We start from the raw sequence: 22,500 nt of genomic DNA on the forward strand, positions 1-22,500 counted from the left end.
TGTTGCAGGGCCGGGCCAGCTTGCCTGGACGTGACGCAGTTTTGGGAGGCAGCATGACTGAGATGGTCGTGATGGTGGCAGTGCTTCTGGGAGCACTGTTTTTAGCCGAGCGGGTCTGGCCAAAGGCCGTGACCCGGCTCGAAGAGGGTATTCTGGCCGTGCTGATTTCGGCCCTGACCCTTGTCAGTTTCACCCAGGTGGTGATGCGCTATGGCTTCGGCACCGGCTGGGGCGGCGCACTTGAATTCACCCGGATCCTGTTCGCCTGGCTGATCCTGTTCGGCATGAGCTATGCCATCAAGATCAATTCGCATCTGGGCGTGGATATCGTGCTGCAGGTCCTGCCCGGCCGGCTGTCACGCCTATTGGCAGTCGTGGCTGCGCTCCTTTGCGTGCTCTATGCCGTCATCCTGCTCCACGCCAATTGGCTGCAGATCTTCGGTATCGGCGCCAAGGGTGGCGCCATCGAATATTGGGCCAAGATGTTCAAGGTCGGGATCGGGCTGGACGACCTGCGCTATCCCGATTGGGCGCAGGAGACCTTCGGCCTGCAGGAACGCGTGCAGCGCTGGATCGCCTATCTCATTCTGCCCCTGGGCCTGGCGCTATTCGCCTATCGCAGCCTCCAGGCCGCCATCGATATTGCCAGGGGCCGCCGCCAATACATCATTTCCAGCCACGAGGCCGAAGAGCTGGTGGCGGAAAACCGCGACGCGGTGAGGGACTGACACCATGGAGCCCATTATTCTGTTCATCATGGTGCTGACGCTCCTGTTCCTGGGCGTGCCGATTGCGGTCGCCCTTGGTCTCTCGAGCGTTTTGACGATCGCCATTTTCTCCTCGGACAGCATGTCCTCGGTGGCGTTGCAGCTCTTTTCGGCCTCGCAGAACTATACGCTTTTGGCCATTCCCTTCTTCATTCTTGCCTCCACCTTCATGTCGACCGGCGGCGTGGCGCGGCGCATCATCCGGCTCGCCGTGGCCAGTGTGGGCCACTTCCGCGGTGGCCTGGCCATGGCCTCGGTGCTCGCCTGCATGATGTTTGCGGCCCTGTCCGGCTCCTCGCCGGCCACCGTGGTGGCCATCGGCACCATTGCCATTGCCGCCATGCGCCAGGTGGGCTATTCGCGCCAGTTCTCGGCCGGCATTATCGCGAATGCCGGCACGCTGGGCATTCTCATCCCTCCCTCCATTGTCATGGTGGTCTATGCGACCGCCACCAATGTGTCGGTGGGCCGCATGTTCCTCGCCGGCATTCTGCCCGGTCTTGTTGCCGGCCTGATGCTGATGATTGCCATTTACATCGTCGCGCGCCGCCGCAATCTGCCATCCGAAACCTGGAAGGGTTTTGGTGAGGTTCTGGCTGCGGGCAAGGATGCCGGTTGGGGCCTGTTCCTGATCTTCATCATCATTGGCGGCATTTACGGCGGCGCCTTCACGCCAACCGAGGCCGCGTCGGTCGCGGCAGTCTATTCGGTGCTGGTGGCCCTGTTCGTCTATCGCGACATGGGACCGCTCAAGGGCATGCCATGGATCCCCGAAGGGGCTGATGCGCGCACGGTCACAGGGTTCAAGGCCGGCGTCTATGCGCTCGCCATCTTCGTGGTGTGGATGATCACGTCCTTCTTCTTCCTGGGCAGCCTGGGCACCGCGACGCGCACCCAGATCGGCCTGATCCTCGCCGTGGTCACGCTTCTGGGCTATCCCTATGCGCGGCAGCAGCCGAGCCCCCTGACCTTCGTCGCGGGCCTCCCGGTCTGGGGCTATAATCTGGCCCTTATCGCCCGGCGCTTTGTGCCGGCGCTCTTCCATGGCGACACCAACAAGGCCCTGGTGGACAGCGCCAAGACCACCGTCATGCTGATGTTCATCATCGTCAATGCGCTGCTCTTTGCCCATACACTGACGGCCGAACGCATCCCGCAGACGATCACCGAATGGATGCTGGGGGCGGGCTTTAACTGGTTCACCTTCCTGATTGCGGTCAATGTGCTGCTGCTGATCGGCGGCCAGTTCATGGAGCCCTCGGGCCTGCTGCTCATCGTGGCGCCGGTGGTCTTCCCCATCGCCATGGAACTGGGCATCGATCCGATCCATCTTGGGATCATCATGGTGGTCAATATGGAGATCGGCATGGTGACACCGCCCATTGGGCTCAATCTCTTCGTGACCTCGGGGATAACCGGAATGAGCCTGGCGCAGGTGGTGCGCGCGGCCATGCCATTTGTCGCGGTCTTGCTGATCTTCCTGATAATGGTGACCTATATCCCGGCGCTTTCCACCCTGGTGCCCTACGCCATGATGGGTCCCGAGATCATCATCGGCCGCTAGCGCCAACCAAACCAACAGCAACGCCCCGCAGCATCGGTCCTGCGGGGCGCTCCGCTTTTTGCCGCCTCGCTTCTGGGCCCATTGACCAAGGGTCCGACGGCCGCCCGCGGTTCTAAGGTTGACGCTTCGGTGTCCGGCGTGGAAAAGCGAGCGCATCGGGCCCGGCGGGGCGTGACAAGCGGAGCGGACTTCCAGCCATGGCCATGCATATTGCCCTGACCTTTGACGATAATTTCTGGGCACCGGCCTTCGCCACCATGCGCTCGGTCTGCCTGTTCACCCATCGGCGCGAAGAACTGGTCTTTCACCTCTGCCACCGCACGCTAAGCGATGAGCACAAGGCTGATCTCGACGCCATCCGTCAGGAATTTCCGGTGCAATTGCACTGGTACGATCTCGACCAGTCCGAAATGTTTCGGGACATTGCCGCGCGCATGCCGGAGAATAAACGCCTCTCCAATATCGTTTATGCGCGGCTGATGATCGACCGGCTGGTCGGCGAGCATGTCGAGCGTATCCTCTATCTCGATTGCGACATGCTGGTGCGCGACGATGTCGGCTATCTCTTTGACCTCGATCTTGAGGGCAATGCCATTGCCGCCGTGCGCGACACGATCGGCGACATCATCACCGGCGGCCGCGACCTCAGGGGCAATCGCGACCTGTTCAACACGGCCGACTATTATTTCAATGCCGGCATGGTGGTCATCGATCTCAAGCAATGGCGTGAGGCCGATATTGTCGGCCAGATGGAAGCATTCCTCGCCTCAGGGGTCATGCAACGCATCTATTACGATCAGGACCTACTCAACCTGATCTTCAAGGGCCGCTGCCTGAAACTGCCGTGGCGCTGGAACACCATCCATGCCCGCCAATCGCATGAATGTTTCGACCCGGCCATCCTGCATTTTACCGGCAAGAGCAAGCCCTGGAGCGTGCTGGTGGGTCTGTTGCAATCGGTCGCCTTTGCCCGGCTTTACCGGCATGTCATGACCAATGAGCTCTATTATCGCTTCGCCCGCCACCGCTGGAAACGCTGGTGGCTGAAAAAGCTGCGCCTGGCCCGTTAGGCCAGCGAAGCGGGGTCGAGCCCTTCTTGGGCGCAGAGCGCTGCCAGGGCGCTGCCGGGCTCGGGCAGCGGCAGACCCGCACGACCCCTGTCGGTGAGTTGGCTGCGCCAGAGATGGACGCCCAGCGTTTCGGGTGTAATGGCCTGATCGAGGCGCGACCCTGTCTTCATCAGTGCCGGAATGCCTTCATAGGGCACGGGATAGAAGGTTGCGGCGAGCCTGACCTTGTCCAACAATCCATGCCGGGCGACATAATGGGTCAGGGCCATCGGCCCGGTGGCGCCATATTGCATATGTTCGGGCGTCACCCTTTCGCCCACCAGCCGGCGTATCGCCACCTCAAAGCGTCGCAGCGGCGGCAGATGCGGCTCGAGCAGCGGACGTTTTTCGACCTCGAATATTGTCAGGAGGTCCGCCAGCAGCGGCGCCTCTGCCGGAATATGCAGTACAGCGCCGTTGACCGAGCCGGGTCGCTCCCAGGCGAAGAGATAATCGGGCGGGCCTTCGATCGGCTTGACGCAATAGATGTCGAGATCGGCATAGACCCCGAGCCCGGCGCGCAGCACCGCATAGCGGAAATGGTCCGAAAAGACGCCCGGCGTGCCCCGGCCCTTGTAAAAGACCAACTTGTCGCGCGGCAGGACAGTGGCGGCGTCGCGCCATTCGGCGCCCTCGGGCAGGCCCGCTATGGCGTCATAGGAATAGACCAGGACCCGATGTCCGCGCCGGACAAAGGAAGTGATGCACAAGATTTCGAGCCAGCTCAGCGGGCCATGCCAGAAGCTGACGATCGGGGGCAGGGTCATGCGGCTTCAAATCCGTTGGGTCGAGCGCATCTAGCATGACGCGGTACAAGAGAAAACCGCCGCACCCTTTGTGAGCGCGGCGGCGGAGGTCTTGCATGGGATCGTGTTCTTAATTGACCGCAGCACGGCGACGATATTCGGAGGCCAGATAAAGCACGGCCAATGCGAACACGGCGCCGATGCCCACCTGTAGCCAGTCGAATTTCTGCAGGAAATCGGTGATGAACAGCGTGGCATTGAACGCCTCCTGTCCCTCGAAAACCCGATCCATATAGTCGGGCGAAACCGGCAGTTGCGAGCGGTAGTCGAGATAGTTCCAGGTATGGGTGGCGAAAGGGTGGAGGCCGCCAATGGTGACCCATTCCAGCACCGACACCACTGCCGGCAGCAGCAGGGCCAGGGGGATGGCCCAGCGCCCGACCACGCTGCCCATGGCGCCCACCAAGGCCAGGTAGGGCAGATACCAAAGGAGGGCGCAGACCAGCACCACCAGGAAAACCAGCGCCATCTGGGCGTAAATGCCGGCAATGGCAACGAGCAGGCTGACATTGCCGAGGCCCGCGATCATGGTCGTGATATAGGCCACGCCGAACATGAGCAGGATGCTGATCAGCGCCACCGCAAATATCGCGCCGGGCAGGATGGTGAGCGCGGCAGTGATCTTGCTGAGCAGGATCTTGAAGTCCGAGACCGGCATGGACTTCCAGAACAGCATGGCATTGTTGCGCTTGTCGGCGGCAAAGCCATCGGCGCAATAAAAGAACAGCACGAAGCCGAGATAGAGCAGCCAGGCCATCGAGAGGCTGGCAAAGCCCGCCTCAAAGACCCAGTGGGGTGCCACGGTCAGCAATTGGCCCGAAAAACGACCTTCGCCATGGCGAAGGGTGAAGGCCAGCAGTGTCAGCGCGAAGACCACGCCCACCAGCACCAGCGGCGCGACGAGGAACGCCCCGCGATGCTCGATGAATTCGCGATGGACGAGGGCGAAGAAGGCCTTCATTGAGCACTCCCCGGATTGGCCGTCGGCCGCTGCATCAGGGCCACGAAGAGATCGGATATGGTGGGGGTCGATAGCCGCCCCAAAGGTTCGAGCAGGCCCCGATCCACCCCGTCGAAGATCAGCACGGTCTGGCCGAAGCGGGTTTCCTCATAGACCGGGCCATAGGCGCGCGCACTGGCCTGGGCCTCGGCGCTATCGACCACGAGCTGGGTGAATTTTTCGCTCACCGTCTCCATCTGCATATGCAGGATCAATTCGCCATCGCGGATGAACATGATGTCGGACAGCATGAACTCGATCTCGTCCACCTGATGGGTGGTGATGATCAGTGTCCGCTCCTCGGTCATGTAATCTTCGAGTAGCCGGCGGTAGAAGCGCTTGCGATAGGTGATGTCGAGCCCGAGCGTGGGTTCGTCCAACACCAGAAGCTTGGCATTGATCGCCATGACCACGGCCAGGTGCAATTGTGCAATCATGCCCTTGGACAGGGTGCGGATTTTCATCTCCGGGCGGATATCGGTGCCCTCGAGGAACTGCCGCGCCTTCTCCTGGGAAAAATTGGGATGGATATTGGTGAGCAGCGCAAAGAGCTCACGAACACGCAAAAAGCGCGGCAGGCTCGCCACGTCGGAAATGAAGGCGACATTTTCCATCAGCTGGGCGCGGCGGGCAAAGGGATCGTCGCCCAGGACGCGTATGGTGCCCTCATAGGAGGTCAGGCCCAGCATGGCATTGAGCGTTGTCGTCTTGCCCGCGCCATTATGTCCGATCAGCCCATAGATGCGGCCAGCCGGAATGTCGAAATCGAGATTGTGCAGGATCTGTTTGCGGCCGAAGGACTTGGAAAGCCCCCGGGCGGAAACGATGGGTTCGGCGGAAACGGAAAGCTCAGTCATTTGCTCTGCCCTTCGAGCTTGGTGTCTGTGGCGATCAGATCCTTGAGATCGAGATCGAGCGCCTTGATCTGGGCCGCAATGCGCGGCCAATCTTCCTTGAGGAATTTATCGCGTTCATGAGCGAGCAATTGCGCTCGCGCCCCGCTGGTAACGAACATGCCCAGTCCCCTGCGTTTTTCCACCACACCGATGTCCACCAAAGCTTCGAACGCCTTGGTGACCGTCAGTGGATTGACCGAAAGGTCGCCCGCGATCTGACGGACCGAGGGCAAGGCCTCGCCTTCCGCCACCTGTTGTCGCAGGATCATTTCGATCAGCCGCTGCCGGATCTGGACGAAGATCGGCTGGCTGGCGTGAAAGTCATCCATGTGTCTTGCCTATCTAGTGTGCTAGAGATGTAGCACACTAAATCTGTGAGTCAAGCGCTATTCTCATAGCGGCGTTTTTCGCTCGCGATATCGGGGATGAAGGCAAGGCGGGGGGCGATCCCCGCCTCTTCATTTAGCGCGCAGGCCGCGGATCAGCGCTTTCATCACCTTGCGATAGGCATCGACCTCCTCGGCGGGCGCCTGGGCGGCGCGGTCGAACAGGGCGTTGAGCAGATGTGCCAGGGGCAGGGCGGGGAGGTCGCGAATGGCTCCGGCCGCCAGGGCCGCATTCACTCCCTCGATCAGTGTCCGCAAACCATGGCGGGCATCGATCCCGTCCAATGTCTCCCGCCCGAGTACGGCGGGCGCATCGACCAATAGGATGCGTCGGCGTCCGGCATCCTGCATGGCGCCGATAAAGCCCTCGCCGCCGCGGACCAGTGCCTTTATAGGCCCGGGCTCGTCCTCGCCCGCTTCGGCCGCCTGGTGAATGGCCAGCGCCAAAAGCGCATGTTCTTCTTCAACGACGGCGGCAAACAGCGCCTGTTTGTCGCTGAAATGGTGATAGAGCGCGCCCCGCGTCACCCCGGCAGCAGCCGCAATCTCGGGCGTGCTGGTCGCGGTATAGCCGTTCTCAGCGAATAATTGCCGTGCCGCTGCCAGAAGCGCGCGCCGCGTCGCCGCCCGGCGATCCTCCTGACGTCTTCTGACATCACTCATACATACAACCTGTATTTATCTATACAAACAGACAGAATGTTTGTAAGATGCACCAAAATCAGGGAGTATTCAAACCATGTTTTCCGCCCTCTATCCATTGCTGCAGGTGACCGACATCGCCACCACCAGCCGTTTTTATCAGGATCATTTCGGCTTCAAGCCGGTCTTTGCCAGCGACTGGTACATGCATTTGCGCGCCGAGTCCTCGGGGCAGCAATTGGCCATTATCGCCTATGATCACGACACCATACCGCCCCAGGGCCGCAAGCCGACCAGCGGCCTCATACTCAGCTTCGAAGTGGCCGATGCGGCGGCCGAAGCGGCCCGGCTTGAAGCGGCGGGCGTGCCCATCGCCCAGCCTTTGCGCGATGAGGTCTTCGGCCAGCGTCACATTATCGTTGCCGACCCCAATGGCATCCTGATCGACATCATCACCCCCATCGAGCCTGACCCGGACTGGCTGCGGGCGCAAGGCTGACCCGGCGCGGCAAATTCAGCCGCCACTCCTTGCGCCTCGTGCCTGATCGTCTTAGCTCTGGGGGGCCTTTACCCCCAGAGTTTTGCCATGTCCTTGTCGCTCTCCGATTTTTCCGCCAACCGCCTCGATGGCACACCCCAAGCCCTGGCCGACTATGCCGGGCAGGTCGTGCTGGTGGTCAATGTCGCCAGCAAATGCGGCCTGACCCCGCAATATGAGGGGCTGGAGGCCCTGTATCGCCAGCACAAGGACAAGGGTCTGGTGATCCTGGGATTCCCCTGCAACCAGTTCGCCGAACAGGAACCGGGCAATAGCCAGGAGATCGCTCAGTTCTGCACGCTCAATTACGGGGTCAGCTTCCCGCTTTTCGAGCGCATCGAGGTTAATGGCGAGGGCGCTCATCCGCTCTATGAATGGCTCAAATCCAGCGCGCCTGGCCTGCTCGGCACCGAGGCCATCAAGTGGAATTTCACCAAATTCCTTTTGGACCGGAACGGGGTGGTCGTGGAACGCTTTGCGCCCACGACCGAGCCGGCCGAAATTGCGCCGGCAATCGAAAAGCTGCTCTAGGCGGGTCATTCCGCGCCTTTGCCGTCCCCGGGGTCGAGGCCCCGGGGCGCACAGCCATTGCCATTGCCGCGCGAAGCGCTATGGCAAATCGGTCACACCGCCTCATCACATTCCTTCGGCCCCGGAACATTTGCCGGGCCGTGCCGTTCGTTGGGCAAGGGGCGGAACGAGCCGCCGGCTCCGGCGGGCTCCCCTGCAGTAAGACGGCGTCAAACGCCGCCGCACGAAAGGAATGACAAAATGAAAAAGACCCTTGTGGCCTCTCTGGCCGTAATTTCGCTTGGCCTGTCGCTGCCTGCCATGGCTCAGGATGGCGGCGTGGTTGATGCCGATGCCGGCGCTACCATCGGTGCTACTGGCGGCGCAACCCTCGGCTTTCTCGCCGGTGGTCCCATCGGCGCGGTGATCGGCGGTTTCGCCGGCGCCGTAATCGGTGCCGAAGCCGGTATCGAAACCTCCACCATCGAATATGCCGGCAATAACCCGGTCGAACCGGTGGTGGTGGATGGGACGCTTGACGTCGGTGTCACCGTGCCGGCGGGCGTGACCATCTATCCTGTCGAGGGTGACGATACCCATGGCTATTTCTACGCCAATGGCCGCGTCTGGATCGTCGATGTCACCAATAATACTGTGGTCTATTCGCCCGGCTATGTGGTGAGCCAGACCGCCGCCGATTTCGCCATCGCCAATCCGGTGGAGCCGATCAACGCCCAGGGCGATGTCGTGGTGGGCTATGTGCTGCCCGATGACGCCACCATCGTGCCCATCCCGGACAGCAGCTATTATGGTTATGTTTATGTCGATGGGCGCCCGGCCCTGGTCGACAGCTCGACCCGCACCATTGTGTGGATCCAGTAGGAGCGGACACGCTCAAGCTGCCGCCCGGACGCCCCGTCCGGGCGGCTTTGCTTTGTGCGGCCAATGCTTTAGATTTCCGCCACGTGACGACCGGTCAGCGGGGATCGGTAGATATCGGAGGCGGGGCCAATGGCCGATATTCTTGACTATTGCAGCGACCTTGAGGAGGTCCGGTTCAAATCCGGTCAGGTCATGCTGCCCGAGGGCGAGCGGCTGGGAAAACTATTGGTGCTTATCGAGGGGCAGGTCGAGGTCATCCGCGAGCGCACCCAGGTGACCCATGTGGACGAGCCAGGCTCGATCTTCGGCGAAATGGCCGTGCTGCTCGACATGCCCCATTCCGCCACGGTCAAGGCCCTCTCACCGGTCCGTGCCTATGAAATTCCCGATGCCCTGACATTCCTCGACGGCCATCCGGAAATGAGCCTGCATATCGCCACCATGCTGGCGCGGCGGCTTTATTACACCACGTCCTATCTGGTGGACCTGCAGCAACAGGCCGCCGGCAAGCGGCAGGACCTCGACCTGGTCGATCAGATTCTCTCGACCCTGGTCGATCCGGGCGAGACGGGCAAGAAGCGCAAATGACCGGCAAGCCGGCGCTGACCATCGCCTATTGCACCCAATGCAACTGGCTGCTGCGGTCCGGCTGGATGGCCCAGGAATTGCTTTCGACCTTTTCCACCGAGCTGGGCCAGGTGACCCTGGTGCCGGGCACGGGCGGTATTTTCGAAATCCATCTCGATGGCGAGCTGATCTGGGAGCGCAAGCGCGACGGCGGTTTTCCAGATATTCGCCTGCTCAAGCAGATGGTGCGGGATCGTATCGACCCCGATCGCGACCTTGGCCATGTCGATCGCCTGCCCCTGGACCACTAAAGACTTTCCAATTGCATCAGGTGCGCTAGTCTCTCCTTCGTGAGTCACCAAGGGAGGCCAGCGTCATGGCACACAAGTTCAATATTACCGCCGCCGCAAACGATCAGTTCAAGTTCGATTTCTCCTACAATTCCGAGAAGATCTTCTGGTCCGAGAACTACAAGCAGAAGGCGAGCGCCAGAAATGGTGTCGACTCGCTGAAAAAGAACGCGCCCGGCGCGGCCACTGTCGATCTCTCCAAGGGCGAGGAAGGCTCCGGCTATCGCTTCGAAATCGTCGAGTCCAAGGATGGCCAGCATTTCGTGCGCTTCGTGGCCAGCAATGGGGAGACCATGGCCCGCACCGAAACCTATACCTCCAAGGCCTCCGCCAAGAACGCCATTGAATCGCTGCAAAAGAACGGCCCGGACGCCGAAGTGGTCGAAGCCTGACGCCTTCCCCATTCACAACGCTGACCTGTCTGGTCTAGTCTCCCGGCGGATCACTTCCGGGAGACGACATTTTCATGACCCTCAAATCGCTGCTTCTCGCTGGCGCTGCGCTGGCTCTCGTCACTGTGCCCGCTGCCGCGCAGGACCTGCCGGACCTTGGCGGCCGCACCATTCACGCCGTCACCGAAAATGCCTATTACCCGCTCAACTTTGCTGACGCGGACGGGCAGGGTATCGGGCTCGAATATGACGTCATCAACGAGGCCGCCAAGCGCCTCAACGCCAAGGTGGAATGGGACCTGACCGCCTGGGACGTGATGATCGAAAGCGTGCGTACCGGCCAGTTCGATATTGGCGCCGACGGCATCACCATCACCGAGGAGCGTGAAGAGCAGATCGACTTCACCACCCCCTTCATCACGGTCGAGCAATATTTCCTGGTACGCGCCGATGAAGAGCGCATCACCGGGCCGGAAAGCTTTGCTGAAAACACCGACCTGCTCTTCGGAGCCCAGGCTGGGACCTCGTCCTTCTATACGGCCATCTATGATGTGCTTGACGGCGACGAAGCCAATCCGCGGGTCAAGACTTTCGACAGCTTTGGCGCGGCGGTCCAGGCCGTCAAATCGGGCGATGTCGATGCGGTGATCGCCGACCAGGCAGCCTCCGCCGGCTATATCGGCGCCGATCCGGGCGCCTTCAAACAGGCCGGCGCCGCCATCAAGTCCGACCCCTTCGGTTTCATCCTGACGCCCGGCTCGGACCTGGTCGAACCCTTCAACGCCGCCATTGCCGCCATGAAGGCCGATGGCTGGCTCGACGAACGCATCAATTACTGGTTCTTCGAATACGCGGCGGAGTAAAGCGTTCAGCTTCTGGGTGCGTGGCCCACCCCAAGCTCACTCCCTCACATCGGGGGAAAGGCACAGGGGCCCGCGCCGAAGTTCATCGTCTCCCTCCCCCTTGTGGGCTTCGACCCGCCCCGAAGGGCAAATCTCTCCACTGGAGAGATTTGAAGGAAGAAGGATAAAGGGTGGGGGTAGCCACACCCGCCACACCCCCGTATTCATCCTGAATGACCTACCGCCCCCGCCGCCCATCACTATTCGCACGCTTGCCATGGTGGCTGCTGGCCATCGGCCTGCTGTTCGTGCTGGGCCTTTGGGCCATCACCACCGATGGCACTTATGCGGGGATTTTCCGCACCCTGTCGGGCGGCGTGGTCACCACGCTCTGGGTCACCATCCTGGCCTTTCTGGCGGCAACCGTTCTGGGCCTCGTCATTGCCCTGGCCCGCACTTCGGGCATTCGCGTCCTGCGCGAATTGGCCACCTTTTATGTCGAAATCATCCGCGGCATCCCCATTCTGGTCTTTCTGTTCTACATAGCCTTTGTCGCCGCCCCGGCCATGGTGGCCGGCTTCAACTGGCTCCTGGCGCCGCTGATCGATTGGGGGCTGGTCGCGCCGGCCACGGTACGGGGTTTCGACTTCGTCTGGCGCGCCATCTTCGCATTGACCGTCTGCTATGCCGCCTTCATTGCCGAAATTTTCCGTGCCGGTATCGAGGCGGTCGGGCGCGGCCAGGTCGAGGCGGCACGTTCGCTGGGGCTCAGCCGCTGGCATTGCTTTCGCCACATTATTTTCCCCCAGGCCCTGCGCACGATATTGCCACCGCTGGGCAATGATTTTGTCTCCATGGTCAAGGATTCAGCGCTGGTTTCGGCGCTGGGGGTGCAGGACATCACCCAATTGGGCAAGCTCTCGGCCTCATCGAGTTTTCTCTTTTTCGAGACCTATAATGTGGTGGCCTTCCTCTATCTCACCATGACCATCTCGCTTTCCCTGTTGGTACGCTGGCTCGAACGGGTGATGGACGGGCGGGTGGGGCGGAGCTGACCTCGATCTTTGCCAAAGTGCCGGGCCCCGCGGGTCGCGTCCGCGGGCGGCATGGCAGTTGACCTTGCGCCCGGCTCTCATACCCACCATGTTCCTCCTCATACCTTCCGGAGGACCCCATGCATTCCATCGCCCGCCTCGCCATCATCGCCACGGCCGCCCTTGGCCTTGCCGCCTGCGGCAATCGCAATGAAGTGGGCAATGTCGGCGTCGACTGGACCGGCAATGATATCTCCATCGAGGCTATTGCCGATCCAGATGTCGAAGGCGTCGTCTGCCACCTCTCCTTTTTCAACCGCTCTTTCATCGATCGGTTGAGCCAGGGCAATTGGTTCGAGGATCCCTCCTATTCGGCGCTGGATTGCTCGGCAGTGGGGCCCATTACGGTGGGCGATATTCCACTGCGGGGCGGTGGCGAGGAGATCTTCAAGGAAGGTCGCTCCCTGATCTGGAAGTCGCTGCGCGTCACCCGCATTTATGACGCGGCCAACAATTCCCTGATCTATCTGGCCCATGCGCGCGAGATTCAGCAGGGTTCGGGCAAGATGAGCCTGTCGGTCGTGCCGCTCAACGGACTGAACGTAACCTGGAAAAACGGGGCGCCTGCGGCTCAGCCGGCGGTCGAAGGCTCGGTGCTGGTGCAGTAGTCACACCGGCCGGAGCCCAATTTCCGGCTGACGCATTTGCGCGACAATGGCTTGCCCGCATTGCCCGAAACAATGCAAAACCATTCCGCCCGCCGCCGCTTCAAGCGGGGGGCTTCAGCACGATATTCTCCTTATCGGAACCAGATAGCAGACCCGCTGCGAGGCGGGCAGAGGAAGACGACCATGGCAATCCTGATCGGCGACACCGCCCCAGATTTCACCCTCGAATCCACCGAGGGCACCATCCACTTCCATGACTATATCGATGGGTCCTGGGCCGTCCTGTTCAGCCACCCCAAGAACTTTACGCCCGTCTGCACCACCGAACTGGGCTATACCGCCAAACTCAAGGACGAATTCGCCAAGCGCGGCGTCAAGGTTCTGGGTCTTTCGGTCGACAAGCTCGAAGACCATGCCGGCTGGGCCAAGGACATCGAAGAAACGCAAGGGTCGGCCCTCAATTTCCCGCTGCTGGCCGATACCCAGGGCGAAGTCGCGCGCAAATACGACATGATCCACCCCAATGCCGACAATACGCTGACCGTACGCTCGCTCTTCGTCATCGGGCCGGACAAGAAGGTCAAACTCAAGATCGAATATCCCGCCTCCACGGGCCGCAATTTCGATGAGATCCTGCGCGTCATCGACAGCCTGCAACTGACCGCCAAGCACCAGGTCGCCACTCCGGTCAACTGGAAGCATGGCGAGGACGTCATCATTGTCCCGGCCGTGACCAATGAGGCGGCCAAGGACAAATTCCCCGGCGGCTGGAAGGAACTCAAGCCCTATCTGCGTATCGTGCCCCAGCCGCAGGGCTGACGCCGGCTTTACCGAGCCAAGGATCGGGCACGGCCCGATCCCGTTTTCTCCCTGACCAACTGGGCGGTGGCGAGGCCACTGCCCTTTTTGTTGCGCGATTTTCCGGGTCCTCCTGCCACATTCGCGCCCCATTACGGCGCGTTGCGGCTGAAACGGCTTAGGAAATGCCAGGATTTCCGGTCCTTATTCATGCAAAAAGCCAGCTTTGCTGGAACCGTTGCATCAAGGACACACCGGGCAAAGCCATTCCGCAATAGCGATGAATCGGTCGCCATCAAGGCGCCAGGGTCGCCCCGATGCGGATTCGCTTTCTAAGGTTTACCGATTCTCAATGGCCCCGCGCCGCGCAAACCGTCCGGTAATCTGCTGCCGCGCGGCCACAGACTGGGGCGGGAGGTCGCACCTGGCCGGAATCGCCCAGATTCGGGCCGCCAATGCCCTTATTGAAGCGGGCATCGACAACGACAGTGAGCCCCTGGACCATTGACTAAGCATACCGTAATCGCCGCCGCATCGGCTGCAGCCCTTCTCGTCCTCTCCTCCTCTGCAGCCTATGCCCAATGTGGCGGCGCTTCCTGGTACGGCCCCGGATTTAACGGCAAGATGGCCGCCTCCGGAGAAATCTTCGACCAGAATGCCATGACCGCGGCGCACCGGACCCTCCCCTTCGGGACCAAGGTCGAAGTGACCGACCAGTCCACCGGAAAATCGGTGGAAGTAACCATCAACGACCGTGGCCCCTTCCACGGCAAGCGCATTATCGACCTGTCCAAAGGCGCCGCCGCCGCTCTGGGCTTCCAGAACAAGGGCGTCACCTCGGTCTGCATCGCGCAGAAGTAAAGCCGGGAGCCTCTCCCGATTGGTTTGGGCCGCCCTCCGGGGCGGCCCTTTCTGTTCAGCGCAGGCCCAGCGCCTCAATGGCCTCGAGCTGTTCGGGTTCGAGTGGTCCAAGCCGTTCCGCCTGCAGCGCCTGGCGCAATTCGGCGCGGTTCTTGACCCCCAGCACCAGCGTGTCGACGCCATTAATACCCAGCGCATAGCGATGCGCCACCAGCGCCGGGTCAACGCCCCATTGCTCGCAAAGGGCCCGATAGGGCTCAGCCCGGGCAAAATCGCGGCTGGTGGGCGAATTGTCCTGCCGGTCGAGCGATCGCGTCAAGGCGCCGGCCTGCACCGCCCGCACCCCCATCACGCCAACGCCTGCCGAGCGGGCTGCCGCGATGACGTCGCGCGGCCGCGGCTCAAGGCCGGTGCCGTTCATTTCGCCGGGGCTGTCGAGCAGATTGGCAATGGCCTGTACCGCGGCCGGCAAAGGCTCCTGGGACAGGGCCTCGATGGTGGCCGCGGCATGGTTGATGCCGGTAATTCCCCAATCGCCGATCAGCCCTTCGCGCACCAATTGCGCGAAGGCCGGCCGCACCGCGTCGCGATAGAGCGACAGCGCCGTCGACCGCTCATCCTTGGGTGGCTGCCCGGGTGGATAGTCGAAATCGTCGGGGCGGATTTCCGAATGCAGCAGCATCATATCGACCCGTTCGAGCCGCATGGCTTTAAGGCTCTCTTCCAGCGAGGCCCTGAGCTTTGGATAAACCTGGTCGGGTGCCACCGTGCCCAGGCTGAACTTGGTCGTCACCCGGACCCCTTGCGGCAATTGTCCGGCAAAGGCCCTGCCAATCATCGCCTCGCAGATCTTGTAGCCCGGTGCCGCGTCGATCAGGGTGATACCGCCATCGACTGCCGCATGCAGGGTTGCTACCGCCTCCTCTTCCGAGGTCGGCCCCCAGACCTGGCCAATACCGCCCCCGCCAAGGGTCAGCCGGCTGACCGCACCAAATCGTCCCAATTGATTGGTTTGCATGAATGTCTCCTTGAAATGTGAAATGGTCAGGACCAGGTTCTGTTCGTCGCGCAGCATGTCAGGTGCATATCGGTCTGTTCAGGCACTTTCGGCCTCGGCATCCAGCACCGCCTCGATTTCCGCCATCACCGCGGGCGGCAGCAGGCCCTTTTCCAGTGCGCCCAGATTGTCACGCACCTGCGCCTCGGTCTTGAAGCCGGGAATGGGCAGGATATGGTTGCCCTGCGCCAACACCCAGCCCAGGGCGCCTTGGGCGATGCTGCGGCCTTCGACGCACAACAAATCCCGGACGGCGGCGAGCCTGGCGGCATAGTCGGGATGCGCCTTGCCATCGGCAAAGAACGGCACCCAGTCGAGATTTTCCCGGCGCACATCGCCTGGCGCCGTGCGCTGCCCGTCCTGATAGTGCCCACCCAAAAGGCCCATGGCCAGGGGCGAACGGATCAAGGCGGTCAGCCCCATTTCCGCGGTCCGGCGCACCAGTTCAGCATTGGGCTGAAACAGGTTGAGCCCTATTTCCACGCTTTCAAAGCCCGGCCGGTCGACCACGCCGCCAATGCGGGACAGGTCGTCCGTGCACCAGCCATAGCTGGCCAGACGCCCCTGTTGCATGAGAATGTCGAGTGTATCGAAGGCGACGCGCGCCTCGTCCAGCGGCAGGTCGCCAATATGGAGCAGGACCATGTCGAGCCGGTCTCGCCTGAGATTGCGTCGCGACTCCTCGATCGATTGGGCAATGCCCGCCGCGGACAGGTCCACCGGCAGGCCCTCCCGCGTCTCATAGTCGCCACGAAAGCCGAACTTGGTGACAACCACGATGTCGTCTCGCTCCCCGAACACCTGCCCCAAAAGCTTTTCGGAATGACCGAAGCCATAGGCCGAGGCGGTATCGTAGAGTTTGGCGCCCATTTCATCGGCGACCTCAAGCGCGCGCAAGGACTGCCCATCCTCGACACCGGCATAGGCAAAGGAAATGCCGCCGCCCATCTGCTTGCCGCCGATCGGCCAGCATCCCATGCCCAGGCGGGGTATGCTGCGGCCGTCCCAGAGGGTGATTGTCTCAGGCATCCTGCATCTCCATGCCCAATATGGCCTCGATTTCCGCCATCACCGCAGCCGGCAGCGGGCCTTTTTCCAGCGCGCCCAGATTGTCACGTACCTGCGCCTCGGTCTTGAAGCCGGGAATGGGGAAGGTGTGGGAGGACCTAGCCAATATCCAGCCCAGCGCCCCTTGCGCCGGGGTGCGGCCGCCGCTGGTCAATAGGTCTCTCAGGGCCGCCAGCCGCGCCAGGACCTCGGGCGTCGGCACGCCGTCCTTGAAGTGCCGGACCCAGGCATGCCCCGCCCCGCGCACATCGCTGCCCGGCAGGCGCGTGGAGGCATTGAACTTGCCCGAGAGCAGGCCCATGGCCAGCGGCGAGCGATTAAGGCTCGCCAAGCCTGCTTCCGCGCAAAGCGCCAGCATGTCCGGCCCATCATGGAGCACGCTGAGCTCCTGTTGGACGGCCGCGAAATGGGGATAGACCAGCATGCGCCGCGCGGCCTCGGCGTTGTCCGTGCTCCAGCCCCAGGCGCCGATGCGGCCGGCCTCGGCCAGCTTTTCCAGGGCCCCTGCCGCGGCGTCCGCCTCGGCCTCGGTCAAATCGCCCGGATGGATCTGGTAAAGGTCGATATGCTCGACCCCCAGGCGCTTGAGCGACTGGGCATTGGCCCAGTCGATATAATCGGGGCTGACATCGATGCCGAGCAGGGCCCGTTTGGCCTCGTCATAGGTAAAGCCGAACTTGGTGGCGATGATGGCCTCATCACGCCTCCCCTTGAGCGCCGCGCCCAGGACGCGTTCGCTGTGGCCGGTGCCATAGGCGTCGGCGCTGTCAAAGAGATTGGCGCCCAGGTCCAGGGCAATCTGCAAGGCCCGGATCGACTGGGCGTCATCGACATCGCCCCAGCCGTCATTGCGGCCATCGAGGGTAAAATGGCCACCAATGGCCCAGCCGCCCAGGCCAATGGCACTGGCTTTGCGATTGGTGCGTCCAAATGGGCGTTGTGTGATCATTTGCCTGGTCCTTCCATCTCAATGCGGGCGACATAATCTTTGATGCAATCGCGCTCGATCCCCAGATCGGTCAGTAGCCGGTCATCGAGCATGGACAGCTTGCGACGGGTGAAATTGCGCATGTGCCAGGCATAGAGCCGGCGGGTAATGGGTTCGAACATCGGTCTTCTCCTCTGTCTGAGGCGCAGCCAGACCGGCCACGGCACTATGGAAATGCGCGTTGCATATTTGAATGTCTGATTGCGTCGGCAGATCGCGTCCACGACCTGCTGCCCAAACAATTGCGCAAATTCAGATGGTCACGCTATAGTCAGGATCGAAATGCGCTTTGCAGGAATGAAAAATGGATTTCTCCTGGGACGATTTGCGGCTCTTTCTCGACGTGGCGCGGCTCGGCGGTCTGAGCGCGGCGACACAGGTGACCGGCCTGTCGGCCGCCACTCTGGGCCGACGGGTCACCGCGCTGGAGCGCCAATTGGGCGAACCGCTTTTTGTGCGCAGCCAGACCGGCTACACCCTGACCCCGTCGGGGGAAGAATTGCTGATGCGCGCCGAGGAGGTCGAAGCGGCCATGCTTTCGCTCCGGCGCTGGAAGGATGGCGCAATCGGCGAGCGGGTGGTGCGCGTCTCGGCGGGGCCCTGGACCTCGGCCTTTCTCGCGCGCCATATCGGCCAGATATGGACCGCCTCGGATCGTTTCGGGCTCGAATTGGTGACCGCCAGCCACAAGGTCGATATCGGACGCCGCCATGCCGATATCGGCATCCGCAATGCCCGCCCCACAGAGCAATGGCTGGCGGGGCGCCTGGTGGGCAAGGTGGCCTATGGGCTCTATGCCCGCCCCGAACTGATCAGCGGCGTGGCCGCTGGCTATTTTGTCGGTGTGGCCGGGGAAAGCAGCCAGACGCAATCCGCCCGCTGGCTGCATGCCCGCCATGGCGACCGCATCGCCACCCGCGGCAATGATGCCATGAGCGTGCTCGAGCTGGTGGCCGCCGGCGCGGGTATCTCGATCTTCCCTTGTTTCGTCGGCGATAGCGATCCGCGGATCGACCGTATGGCGGGTACCATCCCCGAGCTGGAGACCGAGCAATGGCTGGTCTGCCACCATGAGGAGCGTCATGCGCCGGCCGTGCGCGCCGTCACCGAGCGAATCGCCACCTTGATGCGCGAATTCGGCCCATTGTTCCGCGGCGAAACTGTTATTGACTAAGGTATCGAGAAAATATCCCGCATTAGAAGTATGTTAGCAGGTTTCCTTCAATATTCGCGCCGGATGCAGGAAATATTTGAAAGCGGTGCCATGCGCGCATACGCCTATGTGGTCGGGGCCGAAGGCGGTCCCGGTGCTGCCTTGATCGACATGGCCCATGGTCTGGGCTTTGCCGGCGTGGCGCCATTTTCGACTATCGCCCAGGCCGAACAGCAAATCCAGATTACCCCGGTTTGTTTCTTTCTGTTTGCCGCCACCGAAAGCCCCGAGAATCTGCGCGGCATTGCCGATGCCGTACGGTTCAGCACGGCGCGGCGGCTGCGTTTCTCGCCGCTGATCTATTTTGCCGAGAGCCCTTCGGTCGAGGCCATCAGGGCCTGCCTGGATATGGGCTTTGACGATATCATCACCATGCCCTTCACGCGGCGGCGCGTGCTGGAGCGCGTGTCGCGGCAGGTGGGGCAAAGCCTGATCTATTACGAAACGCCCAGCTATTTCGGGCCCGACCGGGGCGGACGCACCGGCCCGGAGAACCATCGGGACGACAATCGCGGTCCCGGTCAGGTCCGGCGGCTGGAAATCGTGCGCAGCCTGATCAACGGCATCAATGTCCTGCGCGACGATCATCTGGCGGCAAGCCCGGTGTGACCGGAATACAACGTTGCAATTATCAGATTTTTGCTGCGTCCGGGCCTATTCTCAATAAGCAGAAAATGGCCTAGCTTCGCGCCCATTGATCTCTCCTTGAGCACTTTACCAAAATGCGATTCGGCCTTGCGCTGCCGCCCCAGATCAAGGTCTTCGGGGCCTTCTTTGTTTATTCGTTCTGCATGGGCTCCATGTTCCCCCGCCTGCCCGATATTCAGCAGGCCATGGGCGTGGGCGAGGGGCAATTGGGTCTGGCCCTGATCGGCTCCGCCCTGGGCACTCTGATTTCCCTGACCTTTGCCGGGCGCTTCATTGAGGCTTTCGGCTATCGCCGCGTCCTTCTGGCGGCCATACCCTTGCTCGCCGTGCTCTACGCGGCCGCTGTGTGGGCCAATGGCCCGCTGGCCTTTTTCGTGGCTCTGGTTCCGGTGGGGCTGACCATCGGCTGCATCGAGATCATCATCAATATCGAGGCCGACCGGGTCGAGCATGCCATTGGTCGGCGCATCATGAGCCGTGCCCACGCCTTCTGGAGCCTGGGTTTCTTCTCGTCCGGCATGGTCGGTGCCTTCATCGCCCAGACCGGCCTCAGCCCGCAATTGCACCTGATGATCATGATCCCCGTGGTGCTGCTCGCAACACTGACCGTTCTCGGCCAGTTCCAGCCGGCGGCCCATCGCGCCGGCTCCAGCACCGATGAAACGCCGCGCCTCGCCAAGCCCACCCCGGCCATTATGGCGCTGGTTGCCGTGTGCCTCTCGGCCATGTTGATGGAGGGTGCGGGCATCGACTGGTCGGCCATTTATATGCGCAACATTTTTTCGGCAGAGCCCTTCTGGGCCGGCTTTGCCGTGGCCGTCGTTGCCGGGTCCCAGGCCTTTGCGCGCTTCTTTGCCGATGGCTTTGTCGACCGCTTAGGGCCGGTTCTGGTGGCGCGCATTCTGCTCACCATTCTGGGCGGCGGGGTGCTGCTGGCCTTTTTCGCGCCGTCGGCTTTTCTGGCCTATTGCGGCTTCGCCATGATCGGCATCGGCTCGAGTGCCCTGTTCCCGCTGGCCATGTCGGCGGCCGCCCAGCAGACCGATCGCCCGGCGGCCATCAATGTTGCGGCCCTGGCGCAATTCTCCTTCACCGCCTTCCTGCTCGGCCCGCCCCTTCTGGGCTTCATTGCCGAGCATTTCGGCATTCAGTGGACCTTTGGCGTCGGCTTCCCGCTGGTCCTGCTAGGCTTGGCAACGGCGCATGTGCTGGCCCCGCGCCCCATTATCAAGACGGTGACACCATGACCATTGCGCCTCAACACCGCATCTATGCGTGTTTCTTCTTCTTTGCCGTCACCACGGGCGCATTGATGGCGCGCCTGCCCGATATCCAGACGCATCTTGGGGTCTCCGAGGGCCAGCTTGGCCTCACCATGATCGGCATGTCCATCGGCTCGCTGATCTCGCTCACCGTTGGTGCGCCGGTCATCGAACGCTTCGGTTTCCGCATCACGGCCTTTGTCACCACGCTTGGCCCGGCCATTCTGCTCGCGGTCATCCCCTGGCTGGACACCGCCCCGGCGGTCTTTGCCGTGCTTTTTGCCACCGGTCTTCTCTCCGGCGCTTTCGAGATCAATCTCAATGTCGAGATCGACCGGCTCGAGGCCCAGTCCGGCAAGCGCTATATGAACCGGGCGCATGGCTTCTGGAGCGTCGGCTTTTTCTTCACCGCGCTTTTCGGCGCCATGATCCGCCAATCCGGTCTGCCGGCAAGCTGGCACCTGGCCATCATCGCCGTGCTGATCGTCTTGATCGGCGGATGGCTGACGCTAGGCGCCACCAATGCACCCAGGCGGCCGGGCGAACATCAGGGCGAAGGGAGCCACAGCTTCGCCTTCCCCACCATTGGTCTCCTGCCGCTTTGCCTGATTGGTTTTGCCGCTTTCCTGGTGGAAGGCGCTGGCATCGACTGGTCTTCGATCTATATGCGTGACGTTTTCGCCGTTGAGCCGATTGTGGGCGGCATGGGGCTGACGCTTTTTGCCTTCTGCATGGCGGTGATGCGCCTCTCGGCCGATCCCATCGTTGCCCGCTATGGGCCGCGTCAGGTCGCCATGGTCATGCTCAGCTTTGCCAGCCTTGGCGCCCTCCTGGTCGGCATCGCCCCGACGCCCACCCTCGCCCTGATCGGTTTTGCGCTGATGGGGGCAGGCTGTTCGGCGGTCTATCCGCTGGCCGTTTCCGCCGCGGCCCAACGCACCGACCGCCCCTCGGCAGTCAATGTGGCGGCCATCGGCCAGGTCAGCTTCGTGGTTTTTTTCCTGGCGCCGCCATTGCTCGGCTTCGTTGCCGAATTTATCGATATCCGCGCCTCCTATCTGGTTTGTCTGCCCCTGCTGCTGGCCGGCCTGTGGGCATCGAGCTTTGCACTGGGGAGCAAAAAGCTCGATACTCCTCCCGGCATGCCCGCAGAACCACTCGGACCCAATGGCTGATCTGCCGCCAATCGTCGACCTTCGCCAATCGGCCACCGCGCTGCGTGTTCAGCGCGGGGTCATGCGCATGCTGCGCGAACGGCACGACATGGCCTGCTATGCCGAAGTGCCCCTGGCCAATGGCCGCCGGGCCGATGTGCTGGCGGTCGGTCCCAAGGGCGAAATCTGGATCGTCGAGATCAAATCGAGCCTCATTGATTTCCAGGTCGACCGGAAATGGCCCGAATATCGCGAATTTTCCGACAAGTTCTTTTTCGCCAAGCCGCCCGAACTGGATGCCGAAATCTTTCCCGAGAGCGAGGGGCTGATCGTGGCCGACGGGCATGACGGCGCCATCCTGCGCGACAGCCCCGACACCCCACTCGCCCCCGCCCGCCGCAAGGCGCTCATGCTCAAGCTTGCCCGCATGGGCGCCGACCGCATCCATGTGTTGATGGATCCGGGCCCGAGGGCGTGACGGTCTTCCCTCAGGCGCGA

Annotated in this window: 28 protein-coding genes and 1 pseudogene; 20 read left to right on the forward strand and 9 right to left on the reverse strand. The window is 62.1% G+C overall.

Features of this window, described 5'->3' with window-relative positions; all coding sequences use genetic code 11:
• The first annotated feature begins 62 nt into the window (after positions 1-62).
• The 3 genes from V8Z65_RS00200 (at position 63) to V8Z65_RS00210 (ending at position 3,401) form a co-directional block, all read left to right on the forward strand.
• Positions 63-728 (forward strand): TRAP transporter small permease, encoded by a 666-nt coding sequence (locus tag V8Z65_RS00200; protein WP_338724084.1) that lies wholly within the window; start codon positions 63-65, stop codon positions 726-728.
• A 4-nt stretch (positions 729-732) separates the two neighbouring features.
• Positions 733-2,331, forward strand: a complete 1,599-nt coding sequence (locus tag V8Z65_RS00205; protein ID WP_338721761.1) for a TRAP transporter large permease subunit — start codon at positions 733-735, stop codon at positions 2,329-2,331.
• Between the two features lie 197 nt (positions 2,332-2,528).
• Positions 2,529-3,401: a glycosyltransferase family 8 protein gene (locus V8Z65_RS00210; RefSeq protein WP_338721762.1), complete on the forward strand. Its 873-nt coding sequence runs from the start codon at positions 2,529-2,531 to the stop codon at positions 3,399-3,401.
• Here the strand turns inward: V8Z65_RS00210 and V8Z65_RS00215 are convergent.
• From V8Z65_RS00215 to V8Z65_RS00235, 5 genes are all read right to left on the reverse strand, one after another.
• Entirely contained in the window at positions 3,398-4,207 is an 810-nt protein-coding gene (locus V8Z65_RS00215) for a hypothetical protein (protein WP_338721763.1), read from the reverse strand. The two genes, V8Z65_RS00210 and V8Z65_RS00215, sit on opposite strands and share 4 nt — an antisense overlap.
• Before the next feature lie 109 nt (positions 4,208-4,316).
• Positions 4,317-5,207, reverse strand: a complete 891-nt coding sequence (locus V8Z65_RS00220) for a hypothetical protein (protein WP_338721764.1) — start codon at positions 5,205-5,207, stop codon at positions 4,317-4,319.
• Positions 5,204-6,103 (reverse strand): ABC transporter ATP-binding protein, encoded by a 900-nt coding sequence (locus V8Z65_RS00225; protein ID WP_338721766.1) that lies wholly within the window; start codon positions 6,101-6,103, stop codon positions 5,204-5,206. The genes V8Z65_RS00220 and V8Z65_RS00225 overlap by 4 nt, the downstream gene beginning before the upstream one ends.
• Positions 6,100-6,471 (reverse strand): GntR family transcriptional regulator, encoded by a 372-nt coding sequence (locus tag V8Z65_RS00230; protein WP_338721767.1) that lies wholly within the window; start codon positions 6,469-6,471, stop codon positions 6,100-6,102. Before V8Z65_RS00230 ends, V8Z65_RS00225 begins: the two co-directional genes overlap by 4 nt.
• Positions 6,472-6,600: 129 nt before the next feature.
• Positions 6,601-7,191 (reverse strand): helix-turn-helix domain-containing protein, encoded by a 591-nt coding sequence (locus tag V8Z65_RS00235; RefSeq protein WP_338721769.1) that lies wholly within the window; start codon positions 7,189-7,191, stop codon positions 6,601-6,603.
• A 76-nt stretch (positions 7,192-7,267) separates the two neighbouring features.
• Between V8Z65_RS00235 and V8Z65_RS00240 the strand changes: the two genes are divergently transcribed.
• The 12 genes and pseudogenes from V8Z65_RS00240 to V8Z65_RS00295 all read left to right on the forward strand — a co-directional run bounded on the left by V8Z65_RS00240 (position 7,268) and on the right by V8Z65_RS00295 (position 14,612).
• The gene (locus tag V8Z65_RS00240) at positions 7,268-7,669 is read left to right on the forward strand and encodes a VOC family protein (RefSeq protein ID WP_338721771.1); all 402 of its coding nucleotides are present in this window, start codon (positions 7,268-7,270) and stop codon (positions 7,667-7,669) included.
• Positions 7,670-7,762: 93 nt separating this feature from the next.
• Entirely contained in the window at positions 7,763-8,239 is a 477-nt protein-coding gene (locus tag V8Z65_RS00245; protein ID WP_338724085.1) for a glutathione peroxidase, read from the forward strand.
• A 240-nt stretch (positions 8,240-8,479) separates the two neighbouring features.
• Entirely contained in the window at positions 8,480-9,100 is a 621-nt protein-coding gene (locus tag V8Z65_RS00250; protein ID WP_338721772.1) for a DUF1236 domain-containing protein, read from the forward strand.
• 129 nt (positions 9,101-9,229) lie between these two features.
• Positions 9,230-9,688 (forward strand): cyclic nucleotide-binding domain-containing protein, encoded by a 459-nt coding sequence (locus V8Z65_RS00255; RefSeq protein ID WP_338721773.1) that lies wholly within the window; start codon positions 9,230-9,232, stop codon positions 9,686-9,688.
• The gene (locus V8Z65_RS00260) at positions 9,685-9,978 is read left to right on the forward strand and encodes a SelT/SelW/SelH family protein (protein WP_338721774.1); all 294 of its coding nucleotides are present in this window, start codon (positions 9,685-9,687) and stop codon (positions 9,976-9,978) included. Before V8Z65_RS00255 ends, V8Z65_RS00260 begins: the two co-directional genes overlap by 4 nt.
• Positions 9,979-10,043: 65 nt before the next feature.
• Positions 10,044-10,199: pseudogene (locus V8Z65_RS00265) on the forward strand (DUF1508 domain-containing protein); the annotation flags it as partial.
• 51 nt (positions 10,200-10,250) lie between these two features.
• Complete coding sequence (locus V8Z65_RS00270; protein WP_338724086.1) at positions 10,251-10,409, forward strand: YegP family protein; 159 nt, start codon at positions 10,251-10,253, stop codon at positions 10,407-10,409.
• A 74-nt stretch (positions 10,410-10,483) separates the two neighbouring features.
• Complete coding sequence (locus V8Z65_RS00275) at positions 10,484-11,272, forward strand: transporter substrate-binding domain-containing protein (RefSeq protein ID WP_338721775.1); 789 nt, start codon at positions 10,484-10,486, stop codon at positions 11,270-11,272.
• Positions 11,273-11,484: 212 nt separating this feature from the next.
• Positions 11,485-12,306, forward strand: a complete 822-nt coding sequence (locus tag V8Z65_RS00280; protein WP_338721776.1) for an amino acid ABC transporter permease — start codon at positions 11,485-11,487, stop codon at positions 12,304-12,306.
• Between the two features lie 119 nt (positions 12,307-12,425).
• A complete protein-coding gene (locus V8Z65_RS00285) occupies positions 12,426-12,953 on the forward strand; it encodes a CreA family protein (RefSeq protein WP_338721777.1) in 528 nt (175 codons plus the stop codon).
• Positions 12,954-13,136: 183 nt separating this feature from the next.
• Positions 13,137-13,772, forward strand: coding sequence for a peroxiredoxin (locus V8Z65_RS00290; protein ID WP_338721778.1), 636 nt, complete (start codon positions 13,137-13,139; stop codon positions 13,770-13,772).
• Positions 13,773-14,255: 483 nt separating this feature from the next.
• Entirely contained in the window at positions 14,256-14,612 is a 357-nt protein-coding gene (locus tag V8Z65_RS00295) for a septal ring lytic transglycosylase RlpA family protein (RefSeq protein ID WP_338721779.1), read from the forward strand.
• 55 nt (positions 14,613-14,667) lie between these two features.
• On the opposite strand, the gene V8Z65_RS00300 is transcribed toward V8Z65_RS00295, so the two are convergent.
• The 4 genes from V8Z65_RS00300 to V8Z65_RS00315 are packed head-to-tail and all read right to left on the reverse strand — an operon-like array spanning position 14,668 to position 17,847.
• Positions 14,668-15,687, reverse strand: a complete 1,020-nt coding sequence (locus V8Z65_RS00300) for an aldo/keto reductase (protein ID WP_338721780.1) — start codon at positions 15,685-15,687, stop codon at positions 14,668-14,670.
• Between the two features lie 21 nt (positions 15,688-15,708).
• Entirely contained in the window at positions 15,709-16,698 is a 990-nt protein-coding gene (locus tag V8Z65_RS00305; RefSeq protein WP_338721781.1) for an aldo/keto reductase, read from the reverse strand.
• Positions 16,691-17,686, reverse strand: a complete 996-nt coding sequence (locus tag V8Z65_RS00310) for an aldo/keto reductase (protein WP_338721782.1) — start codon at positions 17,684-17,686, stop codon at positions 16,691-16,693. Before V8Z65_RS00310 ends, V8Z65_RS00305 begins: the two co-directional genes overlap by 8 nt.
• On the reverse strand, positions 17,683-17,847 hold the full coding sequence (locus V8Z65_RS00315; protein ID WP_338721784.1) for a DUF1127 domain-containing protein: 165 nt from the start codon (positions 17,845-17,847) through the stop codon (positions 17,683-17,685). The genes V8Z65_RS00310 and V8Z65_RS00315 overlap by 4 nt, the downstream gene beginning before the upstream one ends.
• A 182-nt stretch (positions 17,848-18,029) precedes the next feature.
• On the opposite strand from V8Z65_RS00315, the gene V8Z65_RS00320 reads away from it, so the two are divergent.
• The 5 genes from V8Z65_RS00320 (at position 18,030) to V8Z65_RS00340 (ending at position 22,480) form a co-directional block, all read left to right on the forward strand.
• A complete protein-coding gene (locus tag V8Z65_RS00320) occupies positions 18,030-18,899 on the forward strand; it encodes a LysR family transcriptional regulator (protein WP_338721785.1) in 870 nt (289 codons plus the stop codon).
• A 90-nt stretch (positions 18,900-18,989) separates the two neighbouring features.
• Positions 18,990-19,547, forward strand: coding sequence for a hypothetical protein (locus V8Z65_RS00325; protein WP_338721786.1), 558 nt, complete (start codon positions 18,990-18,992; stop codon positions 19,545-19,547).
• A gap of 113 nt (positions 19,548-19,660) precedes the next feature.
• Positions 19,661-20,833, forward strand: coding sequence for an MFS transporter (locus V8Z65_RS00330; RefSeq protein WP_338721787.1), 1,173 nt, complete (start codon positions 19,661-19,663; stop codon positions 20,831-20,833).
• Complete coding sequence (locus tag V8Z65_RS00335) at positions 20,830-22,023, forward strand: MFS transporter (RefSeq protein ID WP_338721789.1); 1,194 nt, start codon at positions 20,830-20,832, stop codon at positions 22,021-22,023. Before V8Z65_RS00330 ends, V8Z65_RS00335 begins: the two co-directional genes overlap by 4 nt.
• Positions 22,016-22,480, forward strand: a complete 465-nt coding sequence (locus tag V8Z65_RS00340; protein ID WP_338721791.1) for an MmcB family DNA repair protein — start codon at positions 22,016-22,018, stop codon at positions 22,478-22,480. The genes V8Z65_RS00335 and V8Z65_RS00340 overlap by 8 nt, the downstream gene beginning before the upstream one ends.
• The last annotated feature ends 20 nt before the right edge of the window (positions 22,481-22,500 follow it).

Source organism: Devosia sp. XK-2 (assembly GCF_037113415.1).
In the GTDB taxonomy this organism is placed as follows: Bacteria; Pseudomonadota; Alphaproteobacteria; order Rhizobiales; family Devosiaceae; genus Devosia.